The sequence below is a fragment of the Bifidobacterium saimiriisciurei genome (genome assembly GCF_010667655.1).
Taxonomy (GTDB): Bacteria; Actinomycetota; Actinomycetes; order Actinomycetales; family Bifidobacteriaceae; genus Galliscardovia; species Galliscardovia saimiriisciurei.
The window spans coordinates 188,400-210,946 of the sequence record NZ_WHZU01000001.1 but is presented as its reverse complement, the minus strand read 5'-3'; the positions used below and the strand labels follow the sequence as shown (position 1 = coordinate 210,946).

The following is a 22,547-nucleotide window of genomic DNA, read 5'->3' as shown; positions in this document are numbered from 1 at the left end:
TCCCGAACGGGGCCGTCCATCATTTTTCCGATTGATTATTGACAGGAGCAGGCCGTCATGATTCCGTCTTCCGATGATTCCACGATTCGTATGTATCCGGTGCCCGCAGGCGCCGTATTGCAGCACGATCTGATCGTGCGCGTGCGAACCGTCGGCGACGATGCATGGCATGAGGTGCCCACATACCGCGTGAAGGTCGATATGCACGACGTCTCCGAGGCGTCGATGGCGTACTTCGACTTCGAAGGCGTCGTGGAGGTCGAGGTCACACGTCCCGGCTGGTGGTACTGCTATACGGCGGACATCCGACCGCTTGTCTTGGGCATTGCCCCGCAAGTGGAGCCGCGGAGGGTGGCGTTCCGGCTCGACCGGCCGGCGAACCTGTCGGTGGAGCTCAACTGCGACCGTCGTCATAATCTTCATCTCTTCGCCGGCTCCATCGCGGACGTCGACGCGCTGGAACGTCCCGGCGACAAGGCCGACGTCGTCGTGGAGGGGCGCATGGACGGGCCGAATACATTGGGGCGGGATGTGCTGCTGCAACTGGAGAACATCCGCCGGGGCCGTCCTCTCGACGCCGGCTATCTCGACGGCACGCGGTTCTGCGGCGACGATGCCGACGATGTAACTGCCGATGATACGGGCGACTTCAATGAAGCCCCGTCATCCATCGAGCCCGACCGCAGACTCGTCATCCGAGTGAAGCCGGGGCATTACCTCATCGAGGACGGCGTGATGAACCTGCCGTCGCACACCACGCTGATTCTGGAAGGCGGGGCCGTGGTCGAGGGCGCGCTGCGCGTCGACTGTGCCGAGGACGTGCGCGTCATGGGCCGCGGCATCCTCCATCTCGCCGACTTCAAGCGCTTCGCCGGCACCTGCGCCATCGCCGTCGCGAATTCGCGAAACGTGGAGATCGCCGGCATCTGCTGCATCAACCCGCCGCACTACACGGTGATGCTCGGCTCGTCCCGCGACGTTGTCATCCGCGACCTCAAATCGTTCAGCTGCGAAGGATGGAGCGACGGCATCGACATGATGTCGTGCTCCGACGTGACCATCGAACGGTGCTTCCTTCGTACCTCCGACGACTGCATCGCCATCTACGGCAGCCGTTGGGAATATCGGGGCGACACCCGAAACGTCGCCGTGCGCGACTGCGTGCTGTGGTCCGACGTGGCGCATCCGACGATGATCGGCACCCACGGCGACTACCTGCATGGGGGCGACATCATCGAGAACGTGGCGTTCGAGAACATCGACGTGCTCGAACACAACGAATACCAGCCCGGATACCTCGGAGTCATGGCCATCAACGTGGGCGACGGCAACCTTGCGAGAGACATCGCCTACCGCGGCGTCCGCGTCGAATCGTTCCGCCATGGCCGCGTGTTCGACTTCCGCGTGAGGCAAAACCCCGACTACAATCCCATCCCCGGCCGCGGCGTCGAGCATGTGACGGTGGAAAACGTGGAGATCGCCGATGGTTCGGGGGAGGAGCCGTCGCTTATCGCGGGCTTCGACGGGGCGCGCATGGTGAGGAATGTGCGGTTCGTCGATGTGACGCGTGGCGGGCGCCCATGCCGCACGTTGGGCGAACTGAACGTGCATGTCGGCGAATACGCGGCCGACGTGCACGTCTGAAACGGGCGCCGCCGGCATTTCCGCATGCTTTCCCGCGTTCTGGGGGGCTTCCCTGCGCAAACCGTCGGAATGGAGACTGGTCCTCGATGATTCGACGACGGCGACGTGTCGCGTTTGCAATTCTGAAATCGGTTTCATATAATAATTCATGAAAATCGCAGAACACAGTGTTTTCAAGGCGGAAAGAGAATTGATTGTAAGAAATCAATTTCAAAAAATGACCGTCCGGTGAAACGACATTGCAAAGGAGCGTCATGTCCGAGAAATTCAACGTCGTCATGTCCATCAAGCCCGGCCTGCCCGAGAAGCTGCTGACGGAGCCCATGTGGAAGCGTCTGCACGAGATCGCCAACATCGAGCAGCACACCGAGATCACCGACTTCTCCGACCCCGCCGCGCTCGAGCGCATGAAGGACGCCGACTACCTGTGGTACGGCTGGGAGGCCCCGCAGGTCACCGCCGAGGCGCTGAACAACATGCCGAAGCTCAAGGGCATCATCGCCGCCCAGGGCGTCGCCTACAAGGGCCTGACCGACGAGGCCCGCAAGATCGCCAAGGAACGCGGCATCTTCGCCACCAACGTGCAGGCCGCCAACTCCATCCCCGTGGCCGAATACTGCCTCGGCGTGGCCCTGCTCGAAAGCAAGGACTACACGCTCTCCCAGCACCAGTACGGCGAATCCCGCGCCTACATCAACCGTGAGGTCAACTACGCCGACGCCGGCACCTACGGCAAGACCATCGGCATCGTGACCGCCACCGCGCAGATCGCCCGCGACTTCATGGAGATGCTCAAGCCGTTCGACTTCAACGTCATCGCCTGGAGCCGCCACCTCACCGACGAGGAGGCCGCCGAGTACGGCGCCAAGAAGGTCGACCTCGACACGGTGTTCCGCGAGTCCGACATCGTCTCCATCCACACGCCCGGCATCCCTCAGACCGCCGGCATGATCGGCGAGCACGAGCTCGGCCTCATGAAGGACGGCGCCCTGCTGCTCAACTCCGCCCGCGGCATCGTCATCGACCACAAGGCGCTCGAGAAGGAGCTCGTTTCCGGCCGCATCCGCGCCGTGCTCGACGTGACCGACCCGGAGGAGCCGCTGCCCGCCGACAGCCCGCTGTGGGACCTGCCGAACGTGGTGCTCACCCCGCACATCGCCGGCTCCATGGGCTGCGACCTCAACCGCATGGGCGCCTCCGTGCTCGCCGAGTTCGAGCACATCGCCGCCGGCGAGCCGCCGATCCACTTCGAAGCCAACCCGCTGGCCTGACCGGACAGGAGCGTTTCCGTCATGGATAAGAAATACGAATACGGCACCGACGAGAACCGCGCGCTGCTCAAGCGCGAGACCGAGAACCTGCTCGGCTTCGGCCACAGGTTCCCCGCGCCCGGCGGCGGCTCCGCCTGGCTCGACAACGAAGGCAACCCCGACCCCTCGCACGGCATCCAGACGTGGATCACCTGCCGTATGGCGCACGTGTACTCGCTGGGCACCCTGCTCGGCCACCCCGGTTCCGAGGAACTGGTCGACGCCGCTGTGGAAGGCCTGCTCGGCCATCTGCACGACGACGCCAACGGCGGCTGGTACCCCGAGATCACGTGGGACGGCAAGCCCGCGCCCGACAAGATCTGCTACGCCCACGCCTTCGTGATCCTCGCAGGCACGTCCGCCACGCTGATCGGCCGTCCGAAGGGCCCCGAACTGCTGGAGAAGGCGCTGGATGCCTACAACAAGCACTTCTGGGACGACGAGATCGGCCTGGCCGTGGACACGTGGAACACCGAGTTCACCAAGCTCGACCCGTACCGTGGCCTCAACGCCAACATGCACACCACCGAGGCTTTCCTCGCCGTGGCCGACGTGACCGGCGACGAGGAGTACCGCCGTCGCGCGGGACGCATCATCGACCATGTGGTGGACTGGGCCGCCAACAACGAGTGGCGCATCCCCGAGCACTTCAACGAGGACTGGCAGCCCGACCTCGACTGCAACCGCGACAAGCCCGACGACCAGTTCAAGCCGTTCGGCGCCACCCCCGGCCACGGCATCGAATGGTCGCGACTCATCACCCAGTACGCGCTGAGCTCCGACCGTGACGACGCCGGCAGGAAGGCGCTCGTCGACGCCGCCGAGCATCTGTTCAACCGCGCGCTCGAAGACGCATGGAACCGCGACGGCACCATCGGACTGGCCTACACCACCGACTGGGACGGCAACCCCGTGGTCACCGACCGCATGCACTGGACGCTCGCCGAGGCCGTCAACGCCTCCGCCACGCTCGCCAAGGTCACCGGCAAGCAGGAGTACAAGGACTGGTACGCGAGGTTCTGGCAGTACATCGACGAATACCTCGTCGACCACGAGAAGGGTTCGTGGTTCCACCAGCTCGACAAGGACAACCACGTGCTCACCACCGTGTGGCCCGGCAAGTCCGACCTGTACCACGCCACGCAGGCCACGCTCATCCCGCTGCTCGACCCGGCCGTCTCCGTCGCCCCGGCGCTGAAGGCATCGCTCGCCGCCAAGGAAGCGTGAGGCAATCGCTTACATGACTGTCGGTCATGTCAGCATGGCTTGAAATAATAAGCCACATTCCAATCGTCGGCATGGAATCTGAAATGATTTCATGCCGACGGTCATGAATGCAGTACCGCCGCCGTATGACGGCATATATCATCCAAGGAGTCCACAACCATGGCCAGGAACGCGCAACGCAGCACGCCGGTGATCAAGGACGTCGCCAAACTCGCCGGAGTCTCGGCGCCCACCGTCTCCCGATACCTCAACGGCACCGCCAACGTGAACGAGGAGAAGCGCAAGCGCATCGCGCAGGCCATCAAACTGCTCGGATACAAGCCGAGCATCGTCGCCCGCGCACTGGCGAACAAGGAGATGGACTCCGTCATGGTGTTCGCCACGAACTCCGGCACGTTCTCCACCAACATGACGAATATCGGTGTGGAACGCGGTGCGCAGTCGAAGAACTACCTGTTCGGCGTCACCACGCTGAGCGAACACCACATCGACGACGTGCAGCAGATGGTGCAGATGGCGCTCGGCTCCAACCCCGCCGGCGTCATCGTCTACGAATACGACCATGCCGGCGCCGAGGCGCTGCGCTACATCCCCGACGGCATGCCGCTGGTCATCGTCGGCGGCAACGCGGGGGAGGGCCCGTATCAGGTCATCAACTCCGAACGCGAGGGCGGCAGGGAGATGACGAAATACCTGCTCGGCCATGGCCACAAGACCGTCTATCACGTGGCGCGCGCCGAAGGCCCGAGCAGCAACACCCGCACCAACGGCTGGCGTGACGCCCTCACCGAGGCCGGCGCGCCCATTCCCGAGATTCTGCGGGTTTCGGCCGCCGATCTGCAGGAGGCCGTCGAGGCCGGTCGCGCGCTCGGCCGCCGCGACGACGTGACCGCCGTGTTCGCCGGCAACGACGAGACCGCCATCGCCGTCATCAACGGCCTGCGCGAGGAGGGGCGCAGCGTGCCCGAGGACGTGAGCGTCGTCGGATTCGACGACCGCCAGTTCGCGCCCCTGTGGAAGCCGGCGCTCACCAGCTATCGGCAGAACTTCAACGAGATGGGCGAACGCGCCTTCGCCATGCTCTACGAGCAGATCCAGGCCAAGCGCGCCGGCGAGGAGCCGCCGCAGTCGCGACTCGAGACCGTGCAGGGCCGTATGATCGTGCGCGATTCCGCGCAGTAATCCGCGCCTATAGTGGGTCCCGGAATCGTCGGAATGGCGATGGAAGGGGATATGCACGATGGAATTCAACGATGTGATTGCGCGGCGGTATGCATGCCGGAAGTATGATGCGCGGCAGGTCGCGCAATCCGATTTGGATGCGATTCTCGAGGCCGGTCGTCTGGCGCCGACGTCGGTCGACCAGCAGGAGCAGCATGTGTACGTCATCCGTTCGGCGGAGGGACTCGCCAAGGTCGACGAACTGTCGGAATGCCGGTATGGCGCGCCGACCGTGCTGATGGTCACGTACGACATGACCGACGTGTTCGAATATCCGGGCGGCAGATACGATTCCGGCGTGGAGGACGCGTCCATCGCCACCACGCAGATGATGCTCGCCGCCACGGACTGCGGCGTCGGAAGCTGCTGGGTCAACGTGTTCGACCCCGACAAGGTGCGTGAAGCGTTCGGACTGGCCGACAAGGAGCGGGTCGTTGCCATGCTCGACCTCGGCTATCCGGCCGTCGACGCCGAGCCGTCGGCGAAACACGCGCGTCGCAAGCCGATCGACAAGCTTGTCACGTACCTGTGACACGGGAGTCGTTTTCATTGTTGTTTTTCTGTTCCGTGCCAGGAAATTCTGGCACGGAACGACATTTCGTTGTGATTATTCGTTCCGTGCCATGCGTCGACGCCGGGCGTCGTGGTTTTGTATCGTGTGTGTGCACCGGTCGCTGTTTGTGCACCGGTCGCTCGACGCTATGCGTTTGTGCGTGTCATGCGCGGGATTCGCGTTGGCGTCGTACGACGGCGATTTTCGCAAAACCCGCTGTTTCGGGGCGTGGATTGGTGTACACTGAAACTGTTTTTGAAATCGGTTTCAGAAACGGCGGGGAGTCAGAAACGACGACGAGCCGCGATGGGCCGATATGGATGATATAGGGGCCGACGGAACCATATGTTTCCCAAAGCCCTGCGATACCTCAGCAACGAGGCTTAGGAAAGGAAAGCGACAATGGCTTGGGAACTGGCTGCAAGCACGCTCGGCGCGCCGTACGACACCATGGATGAACTGGCGAAGACCTTCACTGAAACCGGTGTTACGAAGATCGAGGTCGCGGTCGGCGATGAAATGAAATTCACCATGACCTCCACCGATGACGAGCTCAAGGCCATGCGCGACGAGCTCGCCGAAAAGGCCAACGTCTCCATCTTCTCCGTCGACTCCCGCGTGCAGGTGTGCAACCCCGACCGCACCGAGGACGAACTGCTCGAAAGCCTCGAACACTGCCTGCACATGGCCGACGTGCTCGGCGCCCAGTACGTGCGCGTGTTCCCGACCGCCCCGCTCGACCCGTGCTGGACCCCCGACCGCCTGCCCGGTCTCGCCCTGCCCGACGGCCAGAATCTCGCCGGCATCTCCAAGCGCGGCGCCGCCATCATCGTCAAGGCCCTGCCGCTGGCCGACAAGCTCGGCGTGCAGCCGCTGCTCGAAACCCACGACTCGCACACCAATGGCGAGCGCAACGCCATGATCCACGCCGAAATCGACCGTCTGGCCCCCGGCAACCGCGTCGGCTCCATCTGGGATCTCGCCCACCCGTGGCGCGTCGGCGAAGACCCGGTGACCACGTTCGAATACATCGGCCAGTACATCGCGAACGGCCGCGGCCTCGTGCAGATCAAGGACTGCGCGTTCCCCGGCGACCAGACCCCGGTCCTGCAGGGCACCGGCCGCGTGCCGCTGGCCAAGTGCTGCCGTCTGCTGAAGAACGGCGGCTACACCGGCCCGCTGTCGCTCGAATGGGAGCGCCGCTGGTACCCCGAGGTCGCGCCGCTCAAGGACGCGCTCGTGGCCGCGCGGAACGCCATCGACAACCTGCCGCTCGACGCCCAGCTGGCGTGAGCGTTCGCAGGGTGACGGTCGAGTAGGTGTCGTCGACTCCCCTCAGTCGGCTGCGCCGACAGCTCTCCTCAATCATGAGGGGAGCCAATAAGAGAGGCTGTCCGGCTTCCATCGGCTCCCCTCAATCATGAGGTAGCCAGAGCATGACCGGCTTCCACTGGCTCCCCTCGTCGAGGGGAGCTGTCAGTCGCAGGCTGACTGAGGGGAGGCGATTCCATAAAGGTGCATACCCATCCCACACAACACAAAAGGAACCTTTCAATGACGATTGATCCCCGTACTTACGGCGCCAAGGCGGACGGCACGACCAACGACGCCGCGGCCATCCAGCGGGCCATCGACGCATGCGCCGCGAACGGCGGCGGCACGGTCCGTCTGACCGACGGCGCGTTCCTCTCCGGCACGCTGTTCATGAAGTCGAACGTGTATCTCAACGTCGCCGCGTCGGCAAGGCTCGTCGCCAGCCCGAACATCGCCGACTACTCGCCGGACGTGCACCACAACCGCTACCGCAACGAGACGAACATCGACCGCTGCTTCATCTACGCCGAGGACGCGCACGACTTCGGTCTGATCGGCCATGGCATGATCGAGGGACAGGCCGAGGCGTTCCCCAACGAGGGCTCCATCTACCGGCCGATGATGATCCGCGTGCTGCGCTGCTCCAACGTGCACATCGAGAACCTGCGCCTGTACAACGCGGCCGCGTGGACCACCGCGTTCCTCGACAGCGAATACATCTGGGTGCGCGGCGTGGACATCAGGAACGACAAGCGCTACAACGGCGACGGCCTCGACTTCGACGGCTGCGCCCACGTGTTCGTCTCCGACTGCTACGTGCGCGGCACCGACGACAACTTCTGCCTGCAGGCCAGCAGCAAGGCGCTGCCCGTGCACGACGTCCACGTGACCAACTGCGAGTTCTCCGGCATCTGCGCCGGCATCCGCATCGGCCTGAAGTCGATCGGCGACATCCGCAACGTCACGATCAGTAACTGCACGCTCGACCGTGTGTGGCGCGAGGGCATCAAGATCGAAAGCACCGAGGGCGGCACGATCAGCGACATCAGCGTCAGCAACATCGTCATGCGCAACGTCACCCGTCCGATCTTCGTGATCCTCAACAACCGCTTCGAGCCCGACGACTACGGCACGTCCATCGAACTCGACCATGTTCCGGCCATCGGCAGGCTCGAGAACATCGACATCTCGCATCTGACGGCGGTCGACGACGAGGAGATGGCGAACACGCACATGCGTTTCACCGACGACGTGATGGGCTCGCCGCGATTCAACGGCATCCGTTTCGACGCGGCCGACGGCCATCCGATTAGCGGCGTGACGCTCAGCGACATCCGGTACACGTTCATCGGCGGCGTGAAGCAGTCCGACATCCCCGCCGGCGAATACCCGAAGGTGCTCGACCGACTGGTCGCGCCGGAAGGCAGGTCCAGCGAAAACTACTGGCCCGACTGGTCGCGCACGTCGTTCATGGACCTGCGCAACGTGGCCGACCTGCAGCTGCGGAACGTCCGGCTGCGCACGCTGCACGACGACGAACGCCCCGCGATTCTCACCGACGGCTGCGACGACATGGCCGCTGACAACATCCGCGTCAATGGAAGGTCGTGGAAGCGATATTCGTGAGGTCGCACTCCTCTCAATCCGCTGCACGGTCGGTTCCCCTCTCTGAGGGTAGCCGTCAGACGAATGTCTGACCGAGGGGAGCCGACGGCAATGATTCGACTGAAACAAGGAACACGAGGAACACATATGCGAACGATTCTTCTGCAGTCCACCGTGGGCGGGACCACGGCCGTATACCGCCGCGACGCCGAAACCGGTATCGTCGAACTGCTGCTCGTGCCGTCCGACGTGCTCGGCAACGATGGCGGTGTCGACGCGGCCCTGCGCGACGACTGCGCCGCCGAACCGCTCGTGCAGGCCAAGATCATCGGAGACGACTACCCGTTCGGCTTCTCGCAGGGGCGCACCATGCGTAACTCGCAGACCGTGGCGCGCATGGAGTTCGGCAAGCCGCGCGCACTCGCCGACGACAACGGCGTGACCACCGTGACCACGCGCATCGACGACCCGCGCGGCTGGCACTACGAACACAGGTTGACGATGACGACGAAGAGTCCGGCCGTGGAGATCCGCACGTCCGTCGTCAACGACTCCGTGGAATCGATCACGTTCGAGATGCTTTCCAGCTTCACGCTCGGCTCGCTCTCGCCGTTCGCCACCGGACTGGACCCGGAGAACCTGGCGTTGCACCGCATGCGCAGCACATGGAGCGCCGAGGGACGACTGCTCTCCCAGCCGGTCGAGGATCTGGAGCTCGAACCCAGCTGGCAGCGATTCTCCGCCAACTCCGTGCGTTTCGGCTCGGTCGGCAGCTTCCCCGTACGTGAATGGGTACCGTTCGTGGGACTGACCGATGAGCGCGCCGGCGTCACCTGGGCCGCGGCCACCACGCACGCCTCCAGCTGGCAGATCGAGGCCTACCGCCGAGACGACGGGCTGAGCCTGTCCGGCGGCATCGCCGACCGCGAATTCGGCCAGTGGACGCACGCCGTGAAGCCGGGCGAGCGCTTCGACGCGCCCAAGGCCGTCGTCGCCGTGGTCGCCGGCGACGTGAACCAGGCCGCGCAGGCCGTGGCCGGCAACGTGCGACGGTATCTCGACGTTCCCGAATCCGAGAACCACCTGCCCATCATCTTCAACGAATTCTGCTCCACCTGGGGCGTGCCCACCGAGAAGAGCGTGCTCGAACAGCTCGACGCGGTCAAGGCGCTCGGCGTGGAATACTTCGTCATCGACGCCGGATGGTTCGACGACGCCGCGTTCGAGGCGGCCAGCCGATTCGGCAAGTGGAAGGTCAGCAAGACCGCGTTCCCGCACGGTCTGAAGCCCGTCGTCGACGCGATCCACGCGGCCGGCATGAAGGCCGGCATCTGGTTCGAATTCGAGGTCGCCGGACGCCAGGAGCCCGACTGCTTCAACAAGGCCGAATGGCTGCTCACGCGAGACGGACTGCCGATCACCTCCGGCAACCGCCGCTGGTGGGACATGCGCAATCCTGAGGTCCGCGACTACCTTGCGCACAAGGTCATCGACATGTTGCGAGACAACGGATTCGACTATATGAAAGTCGACTACAACGACACCATCGGCATCGGCTGCGAGACCCCCGGCGACCCGGACGCGTCGCTGGGCGACGGCCTGTACTCGCAGGTCCAGGCGTCGCAGGACTTCTTCCGCCGCATCCGCGAGGAACTGCCGGACCTGATGATCGAGATCTGCGCGTCCGGCGGCCACCGGCTCGTGCAGTCGTTCATGGAGATCGGCGCCATGGCCAGCTTCTCCGACGCGCACGAATGCGACGAGATCCCCGTGATCGCCGCGAACATGCACCGCATGATTCTGCCGCGTCAGTCGCAGATCTGGGCCGTGGTGCGTGACGAGGAGCCGGCGAGCAAATTGCACTATCAGATCTGTTCCGGCCTGCTCGGCCGTCTCTGCTTCTCCGGCGACGCGAACGCGTTCTCCGGCGAGAAGAACGACGTGATCCACAGCGGCGTCGACTTCTACCGTGCCGCCGCGCCGACCATCGATCACGGTGCGAGCGAATGGCATGGGTCCGAACTCGGCAGCTACCGTCATCCACGCGGATGGCAGGCGATCGTGCGCCGCGGCGAGCACGGCACCGACGCGCAGGGCCGCACGCTCGTGGTGCTGCATACGTTCCACGATGCGCCGGAGAACGTGACAATCTCGCTGGACGAGGCGAACGATGGTGATGCGGATGCCGGTTTCTCCAGCGTCATCGCCCGCGCGTTCCACCGCAGCGGCATCAACGTGACGCTTGCCGACGGCACGCTGACCGTCAGCGGCCTGACCGACTTCGACGGCGTGGCCGTATTACTGTGATTTCATGACAAAGGAGTTTCCCATGACCACGATGATCCACAATCCGATCCTGCCGGGCTTCCACCCGGACTCCAGCGCCCTGCGCGTGGGCGACGACTACTACATCGCCACATCCACCTTCGAATGGTGGCCGGGCATCGACATCTACCATTCCAAGGACCTCGTCAACTGGGAGTGGGTCGCCGCGCCTGTGAACCGCGAATCCCAGGTGAACCTGCTCGGCAACTACGACTCCGGCTCCCTGTGGGCGCCGCACCTGAGCTACGCCGACGGCAAGTTCTGGCTCGTCTACACGGACGTGAAGACCTATGCGCCGTTCAAGGACACGCTCAACTACGTGATCACCGCGCCGAGCATCACCGGACCGTGGAGCGAGCCGCACTTCCTGACCGCGTCCGGCTTCGACCCGGCCATCTTCCATGACGACGACGGCCGCAAGTGGTTCCTCAACATGCTCTACGACTACCGTCCGAGCCACGAACTGTTCGCCGGCACCGTGATCCAGGAGTTCGACCCGGAGACCATGAAGCTCATCGGAGAACGCAGGCACTTCTACAAGGGCACCAAGCTCGGCGTGTGCGAGGGGCCGCAGATCCTGAAGCGCAACGGCTGGTATTACCTGCTGTGCGCGGCCGGCGGCACCGGCTACATGCACGCCGCCACCGTGGCCCGCGCCCGCACGCTCGAAGGCCCGTTCGAGGATTCGCCGTACACACCGCTGCTCACCGCGCGCGACGAGCCGACCAACCCGCTGCAGAAGTCGGGTCACTGCTGCTTCCTTCAGATCGGCGACGAATGGTACGTGACCCAGATCTGCGGCCGTCCGCTCACCGAACGCGGCAACTGCACGCTCGGCCGCGAGACCGGCATCCAGAAGATCTACTGGACCGAGGACGGCTGGCCGCGCCTGGAGAACAACACCATCAGCCCCGACCTCGACGTGCCCGCCCCGAAGATCTCGCAGGGCGTGGTGCAGAAGACGGACCACTCTGAGCGCATCGACTTCTCGGCTCTGGCCGTGCCCGCAGATGAAGCCGCGTCCGACGCCCTCTCCACCCCGCTCACCTCCGTCACCGACCCGGCCATCCCGCCGAGCCTCAAGACCCTGCGCACCGCGCTCGTTGCCGGCGAGGACTACAGCCTCACCGCCCGTCCCGGTTGGCTGCGCCTCTATGGCGGCCAGTCCCTGCGCTCGCAGCACCGGCAGAGCCTGTTCGCCCGCCGTTGGGAGCACTTCGACTTCGACGCCGAAACCGTCATCGACTTCCAGCCGAAGAACTTCCAGCAGCTTGCCGGACTGATTCTCTACTACGACACCCAGAACTGGATCTACACGTGCGTCACCTTCGACACCGAGGGCACCGACACCCGCGTGCTGCAGATCCTGCGCTGCGACCACGAGGATCTTGAGTACGGCTGCGAGCAGGTGGAGATCTCCGGCACCGACCCGGTGAAGCTGCACGTGGAGGTGCGCGGCGCCGTCGCGAAATTCTCCTACGCGCTGGGCGACGGCGAACTGAAGCCGCTCGGCGGCGACCAGCCCGCCGACCACATCAGCGACGACTATGTGGAACGCACGATCAAGGGCTGTGCGTTCACCGGCGCCATGCTCGGCATCTGTGCCCAGGACATGGACGCCCACGGCTCCCACGCCGACTTCAAATACCTCGACTACGCCGAACGGCACTGACGGCCGGTCCGTGTCGCAGGCTGCATCGCGGCCCGGCCGACAATCCTGACTGATTGATGCGCAAAGGTCGCGCATCCGATACCTCAAAGGCTTCGCACCCAATATGGTGCGAAGCCTTTTGCGTTTGGGGACTTTAGTGCTTTTCGGGAGGAGCCTCGTTGACTATGACGTTGCCATCGACGTCGTTTTTTCCCGACGAATCGCAAGATGCCGAGATATCCGCGTATTCGTGTATTCACGAACCGTGAGATATGGATGCAATAGACGATTCGATACGCGAAAATCAGGGGGCGAATCGTCTGATATCGATATATTCTGCGATTCGTGTATGGCACGAATCGTGAGATGCCGCGGTAACCGGCGAATCGTGCCGATGGAATACCCGTGTGGAAGCCGATTGCAGGCGTCATGTTGCGTAAGGCCGAGGCACGATATGGCGATTGCCGGTGCATATGCCGATTCGTGCACGGCGCGAATCATAGGAACGAATCATGAATTATGAGATGCGGCGGCAATCGATGAATCGTGTCCGGAAGTCTCATGCATATGAAAGGCGAACAGACGGATGCGCATGAAAAAACGTTCCGCATGGCTGGCAGACCATGCGGAACGCTCGAAAAGGAGGGGTGGTAAGAGTCAGATCACTTGACGCCCTTGATGCCGAACACGGAGACGGCGGCGATGGACAGCACGATGAAGCCCATCGGGAACAGTCCCATGTAGCCGAAGATGCCGATCACGGCCGCCGCCAGAAGCGGGGCGAGCATCTGGCCGATGGTGCCGGCCACGTTGAGGAAGGCCAGATCCTTGGCGGCGTTCTTCTGGTTCGGCAGCACGGAGGTCATCAGCGCCTGGTCGAGGGCGACGAAGATGCCGCCGCCGAGGCCGGAGAGCGCCACGTAGATGGTGTACATGAGCGGCGTCGGGATGAAGAACGGCAGCCAGCAGGGCACGCCCACCAGGAACACGGCCACGGCGACCGGCACCTTGATGGTCTTGAGCTTATCGGCCAGCGGGCCGGAGATCACGGCGGCGACGATGGCCATCACGAGGCTCAGCGCGGCCATGAGGCTCATCCACTTGGCGGCCGCCTCGGCCGGGGTGTGCATGTAGTCGGTCAGCGTGTACAGACGGTAGGTGCCGATGCCGCCGGGCATCATGTACATGAGGCGGGCGAGCGCGGCGAACCAGTAGTCGCGGCCGGCGTGACGCGGCGGCAGGAAGTTCGTCTTGAAGGATTCGAAGGAGAACGGCTCGCGCGGAACGTGCTTGTTCGACTTCTCCTGGCAGATGACGACGGCGAGGATCAGCGCGACGTCGGCGACGATTAGCAGGATGAACACGCCCTTGGAGACGTTGGTGATGTAGAGGGAGGCCAGCGACTGGGCGCCGTTGAGGCCGATCTGCGTGGCCACGCCGAACATGGAGCTCGCCGTGCCGCGGTACTTCGGGGCGATGAGGTCGGGCATCCACGCCATGGCGGCGGCCATGACGGCGTTGTACCACACCACGTACACGTACCATGCGCCCAGCGCGACGGTGGCGTTCGACGACGTGGCGAAGATGACGAGGCAGACGGTGGCGAGGATGCCGCCGCCGACTATCCACGGCGTGCGGGCGCCGAAGCGGGAGCGCGTCATGTCGCACAGCGCGCCGCAGATGAAGCCGGCGAACACGGAGATGAGCAGCGTGATGCTCGTGGCGCTCGCCACCATGGAGACCTTCTGGTCGGGGGCGATCATCTGGATCTTGGCCGGCAGCAGCACGGCGCTGATGCCGAAGAACGGGGCGTAGAAGCCGATGGTGCCGAAGAACTGGGCTATCGACGGCCTCCATGGGAATGAGTTCTGCTGCGCGTCGGTGACGGCGGCGTTCTTGACGTTGATGTTCATCATGCTCCTTTGCATCTGCTGCAAATCATAGGGGAAACGGGGTGGGGGATGTAGGATGTCGCCTGTATGGCATTCGCCGTCGGTCATTCCGTCGTCGACAGGCCGGACATCGGGCGTCCGGGCCATTCTCGCTGATGCGGAACCGACGATGCGAACATCATTTAGGTAACTAGTTACATCGCTGGAAAAACACGATACCATGCCTTTCCGGAGTGTCGCGACGGCGGGTTGCCATGATTTGCTTCGCCGTCGGCGTGTCGAGGCTTTGAAAACCGTTGTGCCGATTGATTTCGGAGACGTCGTATGTTTGGGAGATAAATTTTCGAAAGCGACGATTTTTCCGGCGTTTCGCGGATTATTTCTGACTTGATTTGAAACCGGTTTCAAAATGGTGTATGGTTCAAAACGACAGCAAGAAAACCGTTAAGAAGATTGCGATGACGCACAAAGTTGCTCTTGTTACTGGTGGTAAGCAGGGAATCGGTTTCGGAATCGCGAAGCGACTGATTGCCGACGGCTTCGCCGTGTCCATCCTCGATGTGTGGGACGAGCCGACCGACGTGCTCGCCGAGCTGCGTGAAGAGGCCGGCGACGACTCCCTCGTGCGTTACGTGCAGGGTTCCGTCGACAACTTCGACGATCACAAGCGCTACCTCGACGACGCCGTGAACGCCTGGGGCCGCCTCGATGTGCTCGTGAACAACGCCGGCGTCGCCCCCAAGGAGCGCAAGGACCTGCTCGAGGCCACGCCCGAAAGCTTCGACCGTGTGCTGGGCATCAACCTGCGTGGACCGTACTTCCTCACCCAGGCCTTCGCCAACCGCGTCATCGAGCTGCGCGGACCGCTCGACAAGCTCCCCGAGCCGCCGGAGCAGCCGGTCGCCACCATCATCAACATGGCGTCCACCTCCGCCGAGACGGTTTCCCTCAACCGCGGCGAGTACTGCATCTCCAAGGCCGGCGTGCACATGGCCACCTCGCTGTGGGCCGTGCGCCTCGCCCCCGAAGGCATCGTGGTCTACGAGGTGCGCCCGGGCATCATCGCCACGAGCATGACCTCCACCGTGCACGACAAGTACAACACCTTCTTCGCCAACGGCGGCGCCCCGATCGGCCGCTGGGGCAAGCCCGCCGACGTCGCCGGCGCCGTGTCCATCCTCGCCTCCGGCAACACCCCGTACTCCACCGGCGACATCATCAACGTCGACGGCGGCATGCACATCCCGGTGCTCTGACAGACCTGGCCCCTTTCGCAGGACCGACGGTCGCGCCACGGCCCGCATTCTCCTCTGTGCGGGATTCGCGGCGGCCCGGACGAAGGACATAAGGCTTTCAACCGCATATCTTGTGAGACAACTCCTCCTTTCTTTCCATGAGATTCATGCGTCTTCGTCCACGGCATTCGGCCCGACGCCCGGGAAGGGGCCACACCCACTCTTTTCCCTCCATATTCCCCCATACAACCGTTCTTCCGGACGATGAACGTCCGGCACCTCACTAAGGCACCAATATGAACGAAACCACACTCACGATCGCCGGCCACGACGTGCCGGTCGTCACCCACCAGGCCGTCGTGGTCGGTACCGGCGCCGCCGGATACTGCGCCGCGGAACGCCTGTACGACCTGGGCGTCACCGACGTGGTGCTGGTCTCCGACCACATCAACGGCGGCACCTCCCGCAACGCCGGCTCCGACAAGCAGACCTACTACAAGCTCACCCTCTCCGGCGGCGACCCCGACTCCGTGCGCGAGATGGCGCAGACCCTGTTCGAAGGCGGCGCCGTCGACGGCGACACCGCGCTCGTGGAGGCGGCCGTCTCCGCCCAGGGCTTCCTGCACCTGTGCGACCTCGGCGTGCCGTTCCCGCGCAACAAGTACGGCGAGTACATCGGCTACAAGACCGACCACGACCCCCGCCGTCGCGCCACGTCCATCGGCCCCTACACCTCCAAGTCTATGGTCGAGCATCTGCAGGCCTCGGTGGAGTCCAAGGGCATCCACACCTACGACCGCTGCCGCGTGGTCGACATCCTCACCGCCGACGACGGCAAGGGCGGCCGCAAGGTCGTCGGCCTGCTCGTGCTGCGCACCGACGTGCAGGACGGCGCCGAGGAGTCGCGCTTCCTCGTGCTGCGCACCGCCAACCTCGTCTACGCGACCGGCGGCCCTGCCGGCATCTACAGCAACCGCGTGTACCCGAACGGCCAGTGGGGTGCCTCCGGCGCCGCCTACCGTGCGGGCGTCGACGGCAAGAACCTCACCGAATGGCAGTTCGGCCTCGCCTCCACCAACCCGAAGTGGAACGTCTCCGGCACCTACATGCAGGTGCTGCCGCGCTTCGTCTCCACCGCCCAGGACGGCTCCGACGAGCGCGAGTTCCTCTCCGAGGCCATCCCGGACTACGGCCGCCAGCTCTCGCTGATCTTCCTCAAGGGCTACCAGTGGCCGTTCGACATCCGCAAGGCCCGCGACGGCAGCTCGCTCATCGACCTGCTCGTCTACCGCGAGACCGTGCTGCGCGGCCGCAAGGTGTACCTGGACTTCCGCTCCAACCCCGTGCAGCCCGAGCTCGACGCCTCCAAGCTCGACAAGGAGGCCTACGAGTACCTCGAGCAGGCCGGCGCGCTGACCGGCACCCCCATCGAGCGCCTGCGCCACATGAACGAGCCCGCCTACCAGTTCTATCTGGAGAAGAACCCGGGCGTCGACCTCGAGAAGGAGATGCTGCGCATCGACCTGTGCGCCCAGCACAACAACGGAGGACTGGTCATGGACGCCTGGTGGCGCTCCAACGTCGAAGGCATGTTCCCGATCGGCGAGGCCGACGGCGTGCACGGCGTGTACCGTCCCGGCGGCACCGGCCTCAACGCCGGTCAGGTCGCCGCCATCCGCGCCGCGACGTACATCGCCGCCCGCCGTGCCGATGCCGCCACCCTCGACGACGCCGCGTTCGAGGCCGCCGTCGCGAACCGCGCGAAGGAGGACTTCGACCTGTTCGACACCGCCACCGCGCGCGCCGAGCAGAGCGGTTCCGAGAATGTGCACCAGTACATGAAGGACGTGCAGGAGCTCATGAGCGCCAAGGCCGGCCCCGTCCGCCAGAAGGACGAGGTCGAGGCCGCATACCGCCAGGTGGGCGAATGGCTCGACGAATACGAAAGCACCGTGAGCGCCAACGCCGGCTCCCGCCGCAGCGTCGACCGCCTGTTCCTCGTGCGCGACATCCTCACCACCGCCTACGTGTACCTCGGCGCCATGGCCGAATACGCCGACCACGCCGGCAACACCTCCCGCGGTTCCGTGCTCTACACGAACCCCGAAGGCGAACTGCCGGTCAAGGGCTACGGCGACGACCCCGACACCCCGCTCGACATGGAGGACATCTTCCGCTTCAAGCTCGACGGCGGCGCCTACAACGGCGTGACCCAGGAGACGAAGTTCAGCCAGGACTCCGACACCCAGGCCAACGGCACCGTCTCCTGCAGCTGGCGACCGGTGCACCCGATTCCCGAGGACGACGACTTCTTCGAGAACGTCTGGCGCTCCTACCGCGAGAACGGCAACATCGACTGATTCCGCAGGATCCCGGCTCCCCCCAACCATGAGGGGAGCCACCAATACCAATACGCATATCGTCAATCAATCAAACACAACACAATCCCGAAAGGAACAACCATCATGGCAGATAAGACTCTGGGCGTGATTCTCAATGGCGCGACCGGCCGCATGGGCTATCGCCAGCATCTCGTGCGCTCCATCCTCCCGATCATCGAGCAGGGCGGCGTCGAACTCTCCGACGGCTCCCGCGTGCAGCTCGACCCAATCCTGGTCGGTCGTCACGAGGACAAGCTCAAGGCCGTCTCCGAAAAGCACGGCGGCATCAAGTACACCACCGACCTCGACTCGGTCCTCGCCGACGACAAGTACCCGCTGTACGCCGACTTCCTCGTCACATCCGCCCGCGTGGCCGCCATCGAAAAGGCCATCAAGGCTGGCAAGAAGGCCGTCTACACCGAGAAGCCCATCGCCGAGACCCTCGAGGACGCCGTCGAACTCGTCAAGCTCGGCAAGGAGCACGACGTCGTCTCCGGCGTGGTACACGACAAGCTGTTCCTGCCCGGCTTCCTCAAGCTGCGCCGCCTCATCGATTCCGGCTTCTTCGGCCGCATCCTCTCCGTGCACGGCGAGTTCGGCTACTGGGTGTTCGAAGGCGACTGGCACAAGTCTCAGCGCCCCAGCTGGAACTACAAGAAGGAGCAGGGCGGCGGCATGATCTCCGACATGTTCCCGCACTGGAACTACATCATCGAGAACCTCTTCGGCCGCATCACCGACGTCTACGCCGACGCCAAGACCGAGATTCCCGACCGCTGGGACGAGCAGGGCAACCACTATGACGCCACCGCCGAGGACGCCGCCTACGCCGTGTTCAACACCGTCAACGGCATCACCGTGCAGATGAACTCCTCCTGGAACACCCGCGTCTTCCGCGACGAACTCGTCGAGTTCCAGGTGGACGGCACGCTCGGCTCCGCGGTCATCGGCCTGTTCACCGCCAAGATTCAGGCCCGCCCGGCCACGCCGCTCGCCTTCTGGAACCCGGACGTCCCGGATCCGCACAACTACTGGGACAACTGGCAGGAGATCGCCACCGACGAGCAGTTCGAGAACGGCTTCAAGGCCCAGTGGGAGGAGTACATCCGCGCCCTCGTCGAGCACAAGCCCTACCCGTACGACTTCGAATCCGGCGCCCGCGGCGTGCGTCTGGCCAACCTCGGCTACGAAAGCGCCAAGGAAGGCCGCAAGATCGAGGTCCCCGAAAACCTGCTGTGACCCGGTCGGTATCCTCGCGGAAGCATACGGAAGCATTGAAGCACTAAGGAAGCATCAATCATGACCAATCCGATTCTTTCCATGAACCAGGCCACCATCAAGTACGCGGACCTCAAGACCGCGCTTGACGTGTGCTCGGCCGCCGGCTACCAGAGCATCGGCCTGTGGCGCGAACCCGTCGAGGCCGTCGGCCTCGAAACCGCCGTCCAGATGGTGAAGGACTCTGGCCTGCGCGTCTCCACGATGTGCCGCGGCGGCTTCTTCACCATGGAGGAGGGGCCCGCCCGCCGCGCCTCCATCGACGACAACCGCAAGCTCATCGAGGAGACCGCCGCGCTCGACTGCCACGTGCTCGTGCTCGTCGTCGGCGGCCTGCCCGAAGGCTCCAAGGACCTCACCGGCGCGCGCCTGCGCATCGGCGAGGCGCTCGCCGAGCTTGAGAAGGACGCCCTCGACGCCGGCGTGACGCTCGCCATCGAGCCGCTGCATCCGATGTACTGCACCGACCGTGCCTGCGTCTCCACGCTCGGCCAGGCGCTTGACATCGCCGCGCCGTTCAATCCGAAGGCCGTCGGCGTGACCGTCGACACCTTCCACATCTTCTGGGACCCGCAGGTGCAGGAATCCATCGCCCGCGCCGGACGCGAAGGCCGCATCGCCACGTACCAGGTGTGCGATTGGAAGACCCCTCTCGAGGCCGATCCGCTGCTCAGCCGCCACTACATGGGCGAAGGCGTCATCGACTTCAAGCCGCTCACCGAGGCCGTATGGAACACCGGCTGGCGAGGCGACATCGAATGCGAGCTGTTCAACCAGAAGATCTGGGACACCGACCCCGCCGTCGTGGCGAAGAAGGTGTCCGACGCCTTCGACAAGGAAGTGGCCCCCTACTGGCCGCTGTAATCGTCGTATGTCATGACGGATGGTCATGACGGGCAATCATGGCACAGATGAAGTAATCGGTTATTGAAATACGGGCCCAAGACCCCGATATCGCCGATTCGCGGTGCGTCATGGTCGTTTTCCGTTCCGGAAACGACCGCAACGCACCGTAAATCGCTGATAATGGGATTTTGGGCCCGTATTTTTGGTCGTTGACGTGCGTATTCTATATGAGTGCGTTCTGTATGAGTACGCGCAACGAATGAGTTCACGGCAAACGGGGTATGCATGGTCGAGCATCTGACAAGGCGGACGGTTCAGAAGGAAACGGTTCGTGCGGCGCTGCGGCAGACGGATGATTTCATATCCGCGCAGAACCTGCACCGCCGGCTGCAGGACGCAGGCTCCAAGATCGGTCTGGCCACCGTATACCGTCAGCTCAACGCCATGGCGGCGGCGGGGGAGGCCGACACCATCCGCATGGGCGGCGAGCAGCTGTTCCGCGACTGCGGCGAGGACGCGCAGCGGCACCACCATCATCTTGTATGCGAGCGCTGCGGCAAGACCATCGACATCGAACCGCCGAGCGAGGCATGGTTCCGCAAGGTGGCCGAGGACAACGGCTTCGCCATCAGCCACCATATTCTTGAGATCTTCGGCGTGTGCGCCGAATGCGCGGACGCCGAGAGGCGATCCGCCGACGATGGCGTCGAGGCCGCCGATGAATCCTCCACAGGCAAAGTCAACGCCACCGACTGAAATGGGAATATGAACAGGAACAGGATCGTCGGGCTCATATCCTTGATCGTCGTGGTCGCGGTCATCTGCGGATTCGCGGTATGGCGAACGACGTCGAAGCCCGAATCCCGACCGGCCCGGTCGACCGTATCCGTGACCGGATACCTCGGCGGCGAGAAGACCGGCCTGTTCGACGACGAGGAATTCACGAAGCTCGCCGCCGACTCCGGACTCAAGGTGGACTACCGCAAGGCCGGCTCCCTCGACATGATGACGGCCGACCGGTCGGGCATGGATTACCTGTTTCCCTCGTCGCGCACCGCAGTCGAATACGGCGCCTCCAAGGGCGTCAAGGCCGCGAGGCAGGACATCGTCTTCAACTCGCCCATCGTCGTCTACACGCACAAATCCGTGGCCGAGGGGCTGGCGAAGTCGGGCATCATGCGCCGTGACGGCGACGTGTGGCGGCTCGACATGACGAAGGCCGTCGACGCCATGAAGGCCGGGCGCACATGGGCCCAGGTCGGGTACGTGGGCGGCTACGGCGTGTTCCACATCGAAAGCACCGACCCGGTGAAATCCAATTCCGGCAACGAATACGCGGCGTTGCTGGCCAATACGATGAACGGCGGGCAGCCGGCCACGCGGGCGACGGTGAAACGCGACGCCGCCGTGATCCGTTCGATTTTCGCGAAGTCCGGGTGGATGGAGACCTCCTCCGAGGACAGCTTCAGCCAGTTCCTCACGCTCGGCGTGGGCTCCAAGCCCATGATGGTCGGCTATGAAAGCCAGATTCTCGATCTCGCCGTCAACAATCCCGACGCCTACGCGCAGGTGAAGGACGACCTGGTCATCGCGTATCCGACGCCGACCGTGTGGAGCACGCACACGTTCATGGCGCTCGACGCCAAGGGGGAGAGGCTGCTGACGCTGCTGGAATCGAAGCCGGCGCAGAAGCTCGCATGGGAGCGGCACGGCTTCCGTAGCGTGGATTTCTCCGGCACCGACTCCATCAGGCGGTTCGGCGTGCCCGGCACCGTCGACACCGTGCAGAACGTGACCGAACTGCCACCCAACGACGCCATGCAGGACCTCATCACCGCGTTGAGGCAGTGAACTCCGGCTTTTCGCTCCGGATTTTTGGCACGGAGCCCGTTTTCGTTGCGTTTTTTCGCTTCGTGGCGGAAAAGTTCGGCAGGGAAAGCCATTTTGCCGCGATTATCCATTCCGTGACGGCGGATGGGCTTTCATGAAGAGTGGTTTGGTTCGAAACCGTTGAAATTGCAACAAGGGCGGTGGAGTGTCGGTTGGGGTTCGTGGCACGGAATGC

At 64.0% G+C, this 22,547-nt stretch carries 16 protein-coding genes; 15 read left to right on the top strand and 1 reads right to left on the bottom strand.

Translation table 11 applies throughout. The features are described from left to right. The first annotated feature begins 57 nt into the window (after positions 1-57). From GFD18_RS00765 to GFD18_RS00725, 9 genes are all read left to right on the top strand, one after another. On the top strand, positions 58-1,644 hold the full coding sequence (locus tag GFD18_RS00765; RefSeq protein ID WP_163200078.1) for a glycosyl hydrolase family 28 protein: 1,587 nt from the start codon (positions 58-60) through the stop codon (positions 1,642-1,644). Positions 1,645-1,898: 254 nt separating this feature from the next. Beyond that, positions 1,899-2,915: a hydroxyacid dehydrogenase gene (locus tag GFD18_RS00760; RefSeq protein ID WP_163200077.1), complete on the top strand. Its 1,017-nt coding sequence runs from the start codon at positions 1,899-1,901 to the stop codon at positions 2,913-2,915. Between the two features lie 21 nt (positions 2,916-2,936). Continuing rightward, positions 2,937-4,181: an AGE family epimerase/isomerase gene (locus GFD18_RS00755; RefSeq protein ID WP_163200076.1), complete on the top strand. Its 1,245-nt coding sequence runs from the start codon at positions 2,937-2,939 to the stop codon at positions 4,179-4,181. A gap of 159 nt (positions 4,182-4,340) precedes the next feature. Then, positions 4,341-5,363, top strand: a complete 1,023-nt coding sequence (locus GFD18_RS00750) for a LacI family DNA-binding transcriptional regulator (RefSeq protein WP_163200075.1) — start codon at positions 4,341-4,343, stop codon at positions 5,361-5,363. A gap of 58 nt (positions 5,364-5,421) precedes the next feature. After that, positions 5,422-5,934, top strand: a complete 513-nt coding sequence (locus GFD18_RS00745) for a nitroreductase family protein (RefSeq protein ID WP_163200074.1) — start codon at positions 5,422-5,424, stop codon at positions 5,932-5,934. Between the two features lie 423 nt (positions 5,935-6,357). Beyond that, entirely contained in the window at positions 6,358-7,248 is an 891-nt protein-coding gene (locus GFD18_RS00740; RefSeq protein WP_163200073.1) for a sugar phosphate isomerase/epimerase family protein, read from the top strand. Positions 7,249-7,509: 261 nt separating this feature from the next. Continuing rightward, positions 7,510-8,895: a glycoside hydrolase family 28 protein gene (locus GFD18_RS00735; protein ID WP_163200072.1), complete on the top strand. Its 1,386-nt coding sequence runs from the start codon at positions 7,510-7,512 to the stop codon at positions 8,893-8,895. A gap of 126 nt (positions 8,896-9,021) precedes the next feature. After that, entirely contained in the window at positions 9,022-11,181 is a 2,160-nt protein-coding gene (locus tag GFD18_RS00730) for a glycoside hydrolase family 36 protein (protein ID WP_163200071.1), read from the top strand. 22 nt (positions 11,182-11,203) lie between these two features. Continuing rightward, on the top strand, positions 11,204-12,871 hold the full coding sequence (locus GFD18_RS00725) for a glycoside hydrolase family 43 protein (RefSeq protein ID WP_204313997.1): 1,668 nt from the start codon (positions 11,204-11,206) through the stop codon (positions 12,869-12,871). A gap of 641 nt (positions 12,872-13,512) precedes the next feature. Here the strand turns inward: GFD18_RS00725 and GFD18_RS00720 are convergent. Continuing rightward, entirely contained in the window at positions 13,513-14,766 is a 1,254-nt protein-coding gene (locus GFD18_RS00720) for an MFS transporter (protein WP_163200070.1), read from the bottom strand. A gap of 434 nt (positions 14,767-15,200) precedes the next feature. Between GFD18_RS00720 and GFD18_RS00715 the strand changes: the two genes are divergently transcribed. The 6 genes from GFD18_RS00715 (at position 15,201) to GFD18_RS11000 (ending at position 22,333) form a co-directional block, all read left to right on the top strand. Further along, positions 15,201-15,998, top strand: coding sequence for a 3-ketoacyl-ACP reductase (locus GFD18_RS00715; protein ID WP_100509885.1), 798 nt, complete (start codon positions 15,201-15,203; stop codon positions 15,996-15,998). Between the two features lie 275 nt (positions 15,999-16,273). Further along, on the top strand, positions 16,274-18,337 hold the full coding sequence (locus GFD18_RS00710) for an FAD-binding protein (RefSeq protein WP_163200069.1): 2,064 nt from the start codon (positions 16,274-16,276) through the stop codon (positions 18,335-18,337). 105 nt (positions 18,338-18,442) lie between these two features. After that, a complete protein-coding gene (locus tag GFD18_RS00705; RefSeq protein WP_100509883.1) occupies positions 18,443-19,597 on the top strand; it encodes a Gfo/Idh/MocA family protein in 1,155 nt (384 codons plus the stop codon). A gap of 60 nt (positions 19,598-19,657) precedes the next feature. Next, positions 19,658-20,500, top strand: a complete 843-nt coding sequence (locus tag GFD18_RS00700) for a sugar phosphate isomerase/epimerase family protein (RefSeq protein ID WP_163200068.1) — start codon at positions 19,658-19,660, stop codon at positions 20,498-20,500. A gap of 267 nt (positions 20,501-20,767) precedes the next feature. Next, positions 20,768-21,238 carry a Fur family transcriptional regulator gene (locus tag GFD18_RS00695; RefSeq protein WP_163200067.1) on the top strand — a complete coding sequence of 157 codons (471 nt, stop codon included), beginning with the start codon at positions 20,768-20,770 and terminating at the stop codon, positions 21,236-21,238. Positions 21,239-21,247: 9 nt separating this feature from the next. Continuing rightward, entirely contained in the window at positions 21,248-22,333 is a 1,086-nt protein-coding gene (locus tag GFD18_RS11000) for a hypothetical protein (protein WP_225432824.1), read from the top strand. Positions 22,334-22,547 lie beyond the last annotated feature (214 nt).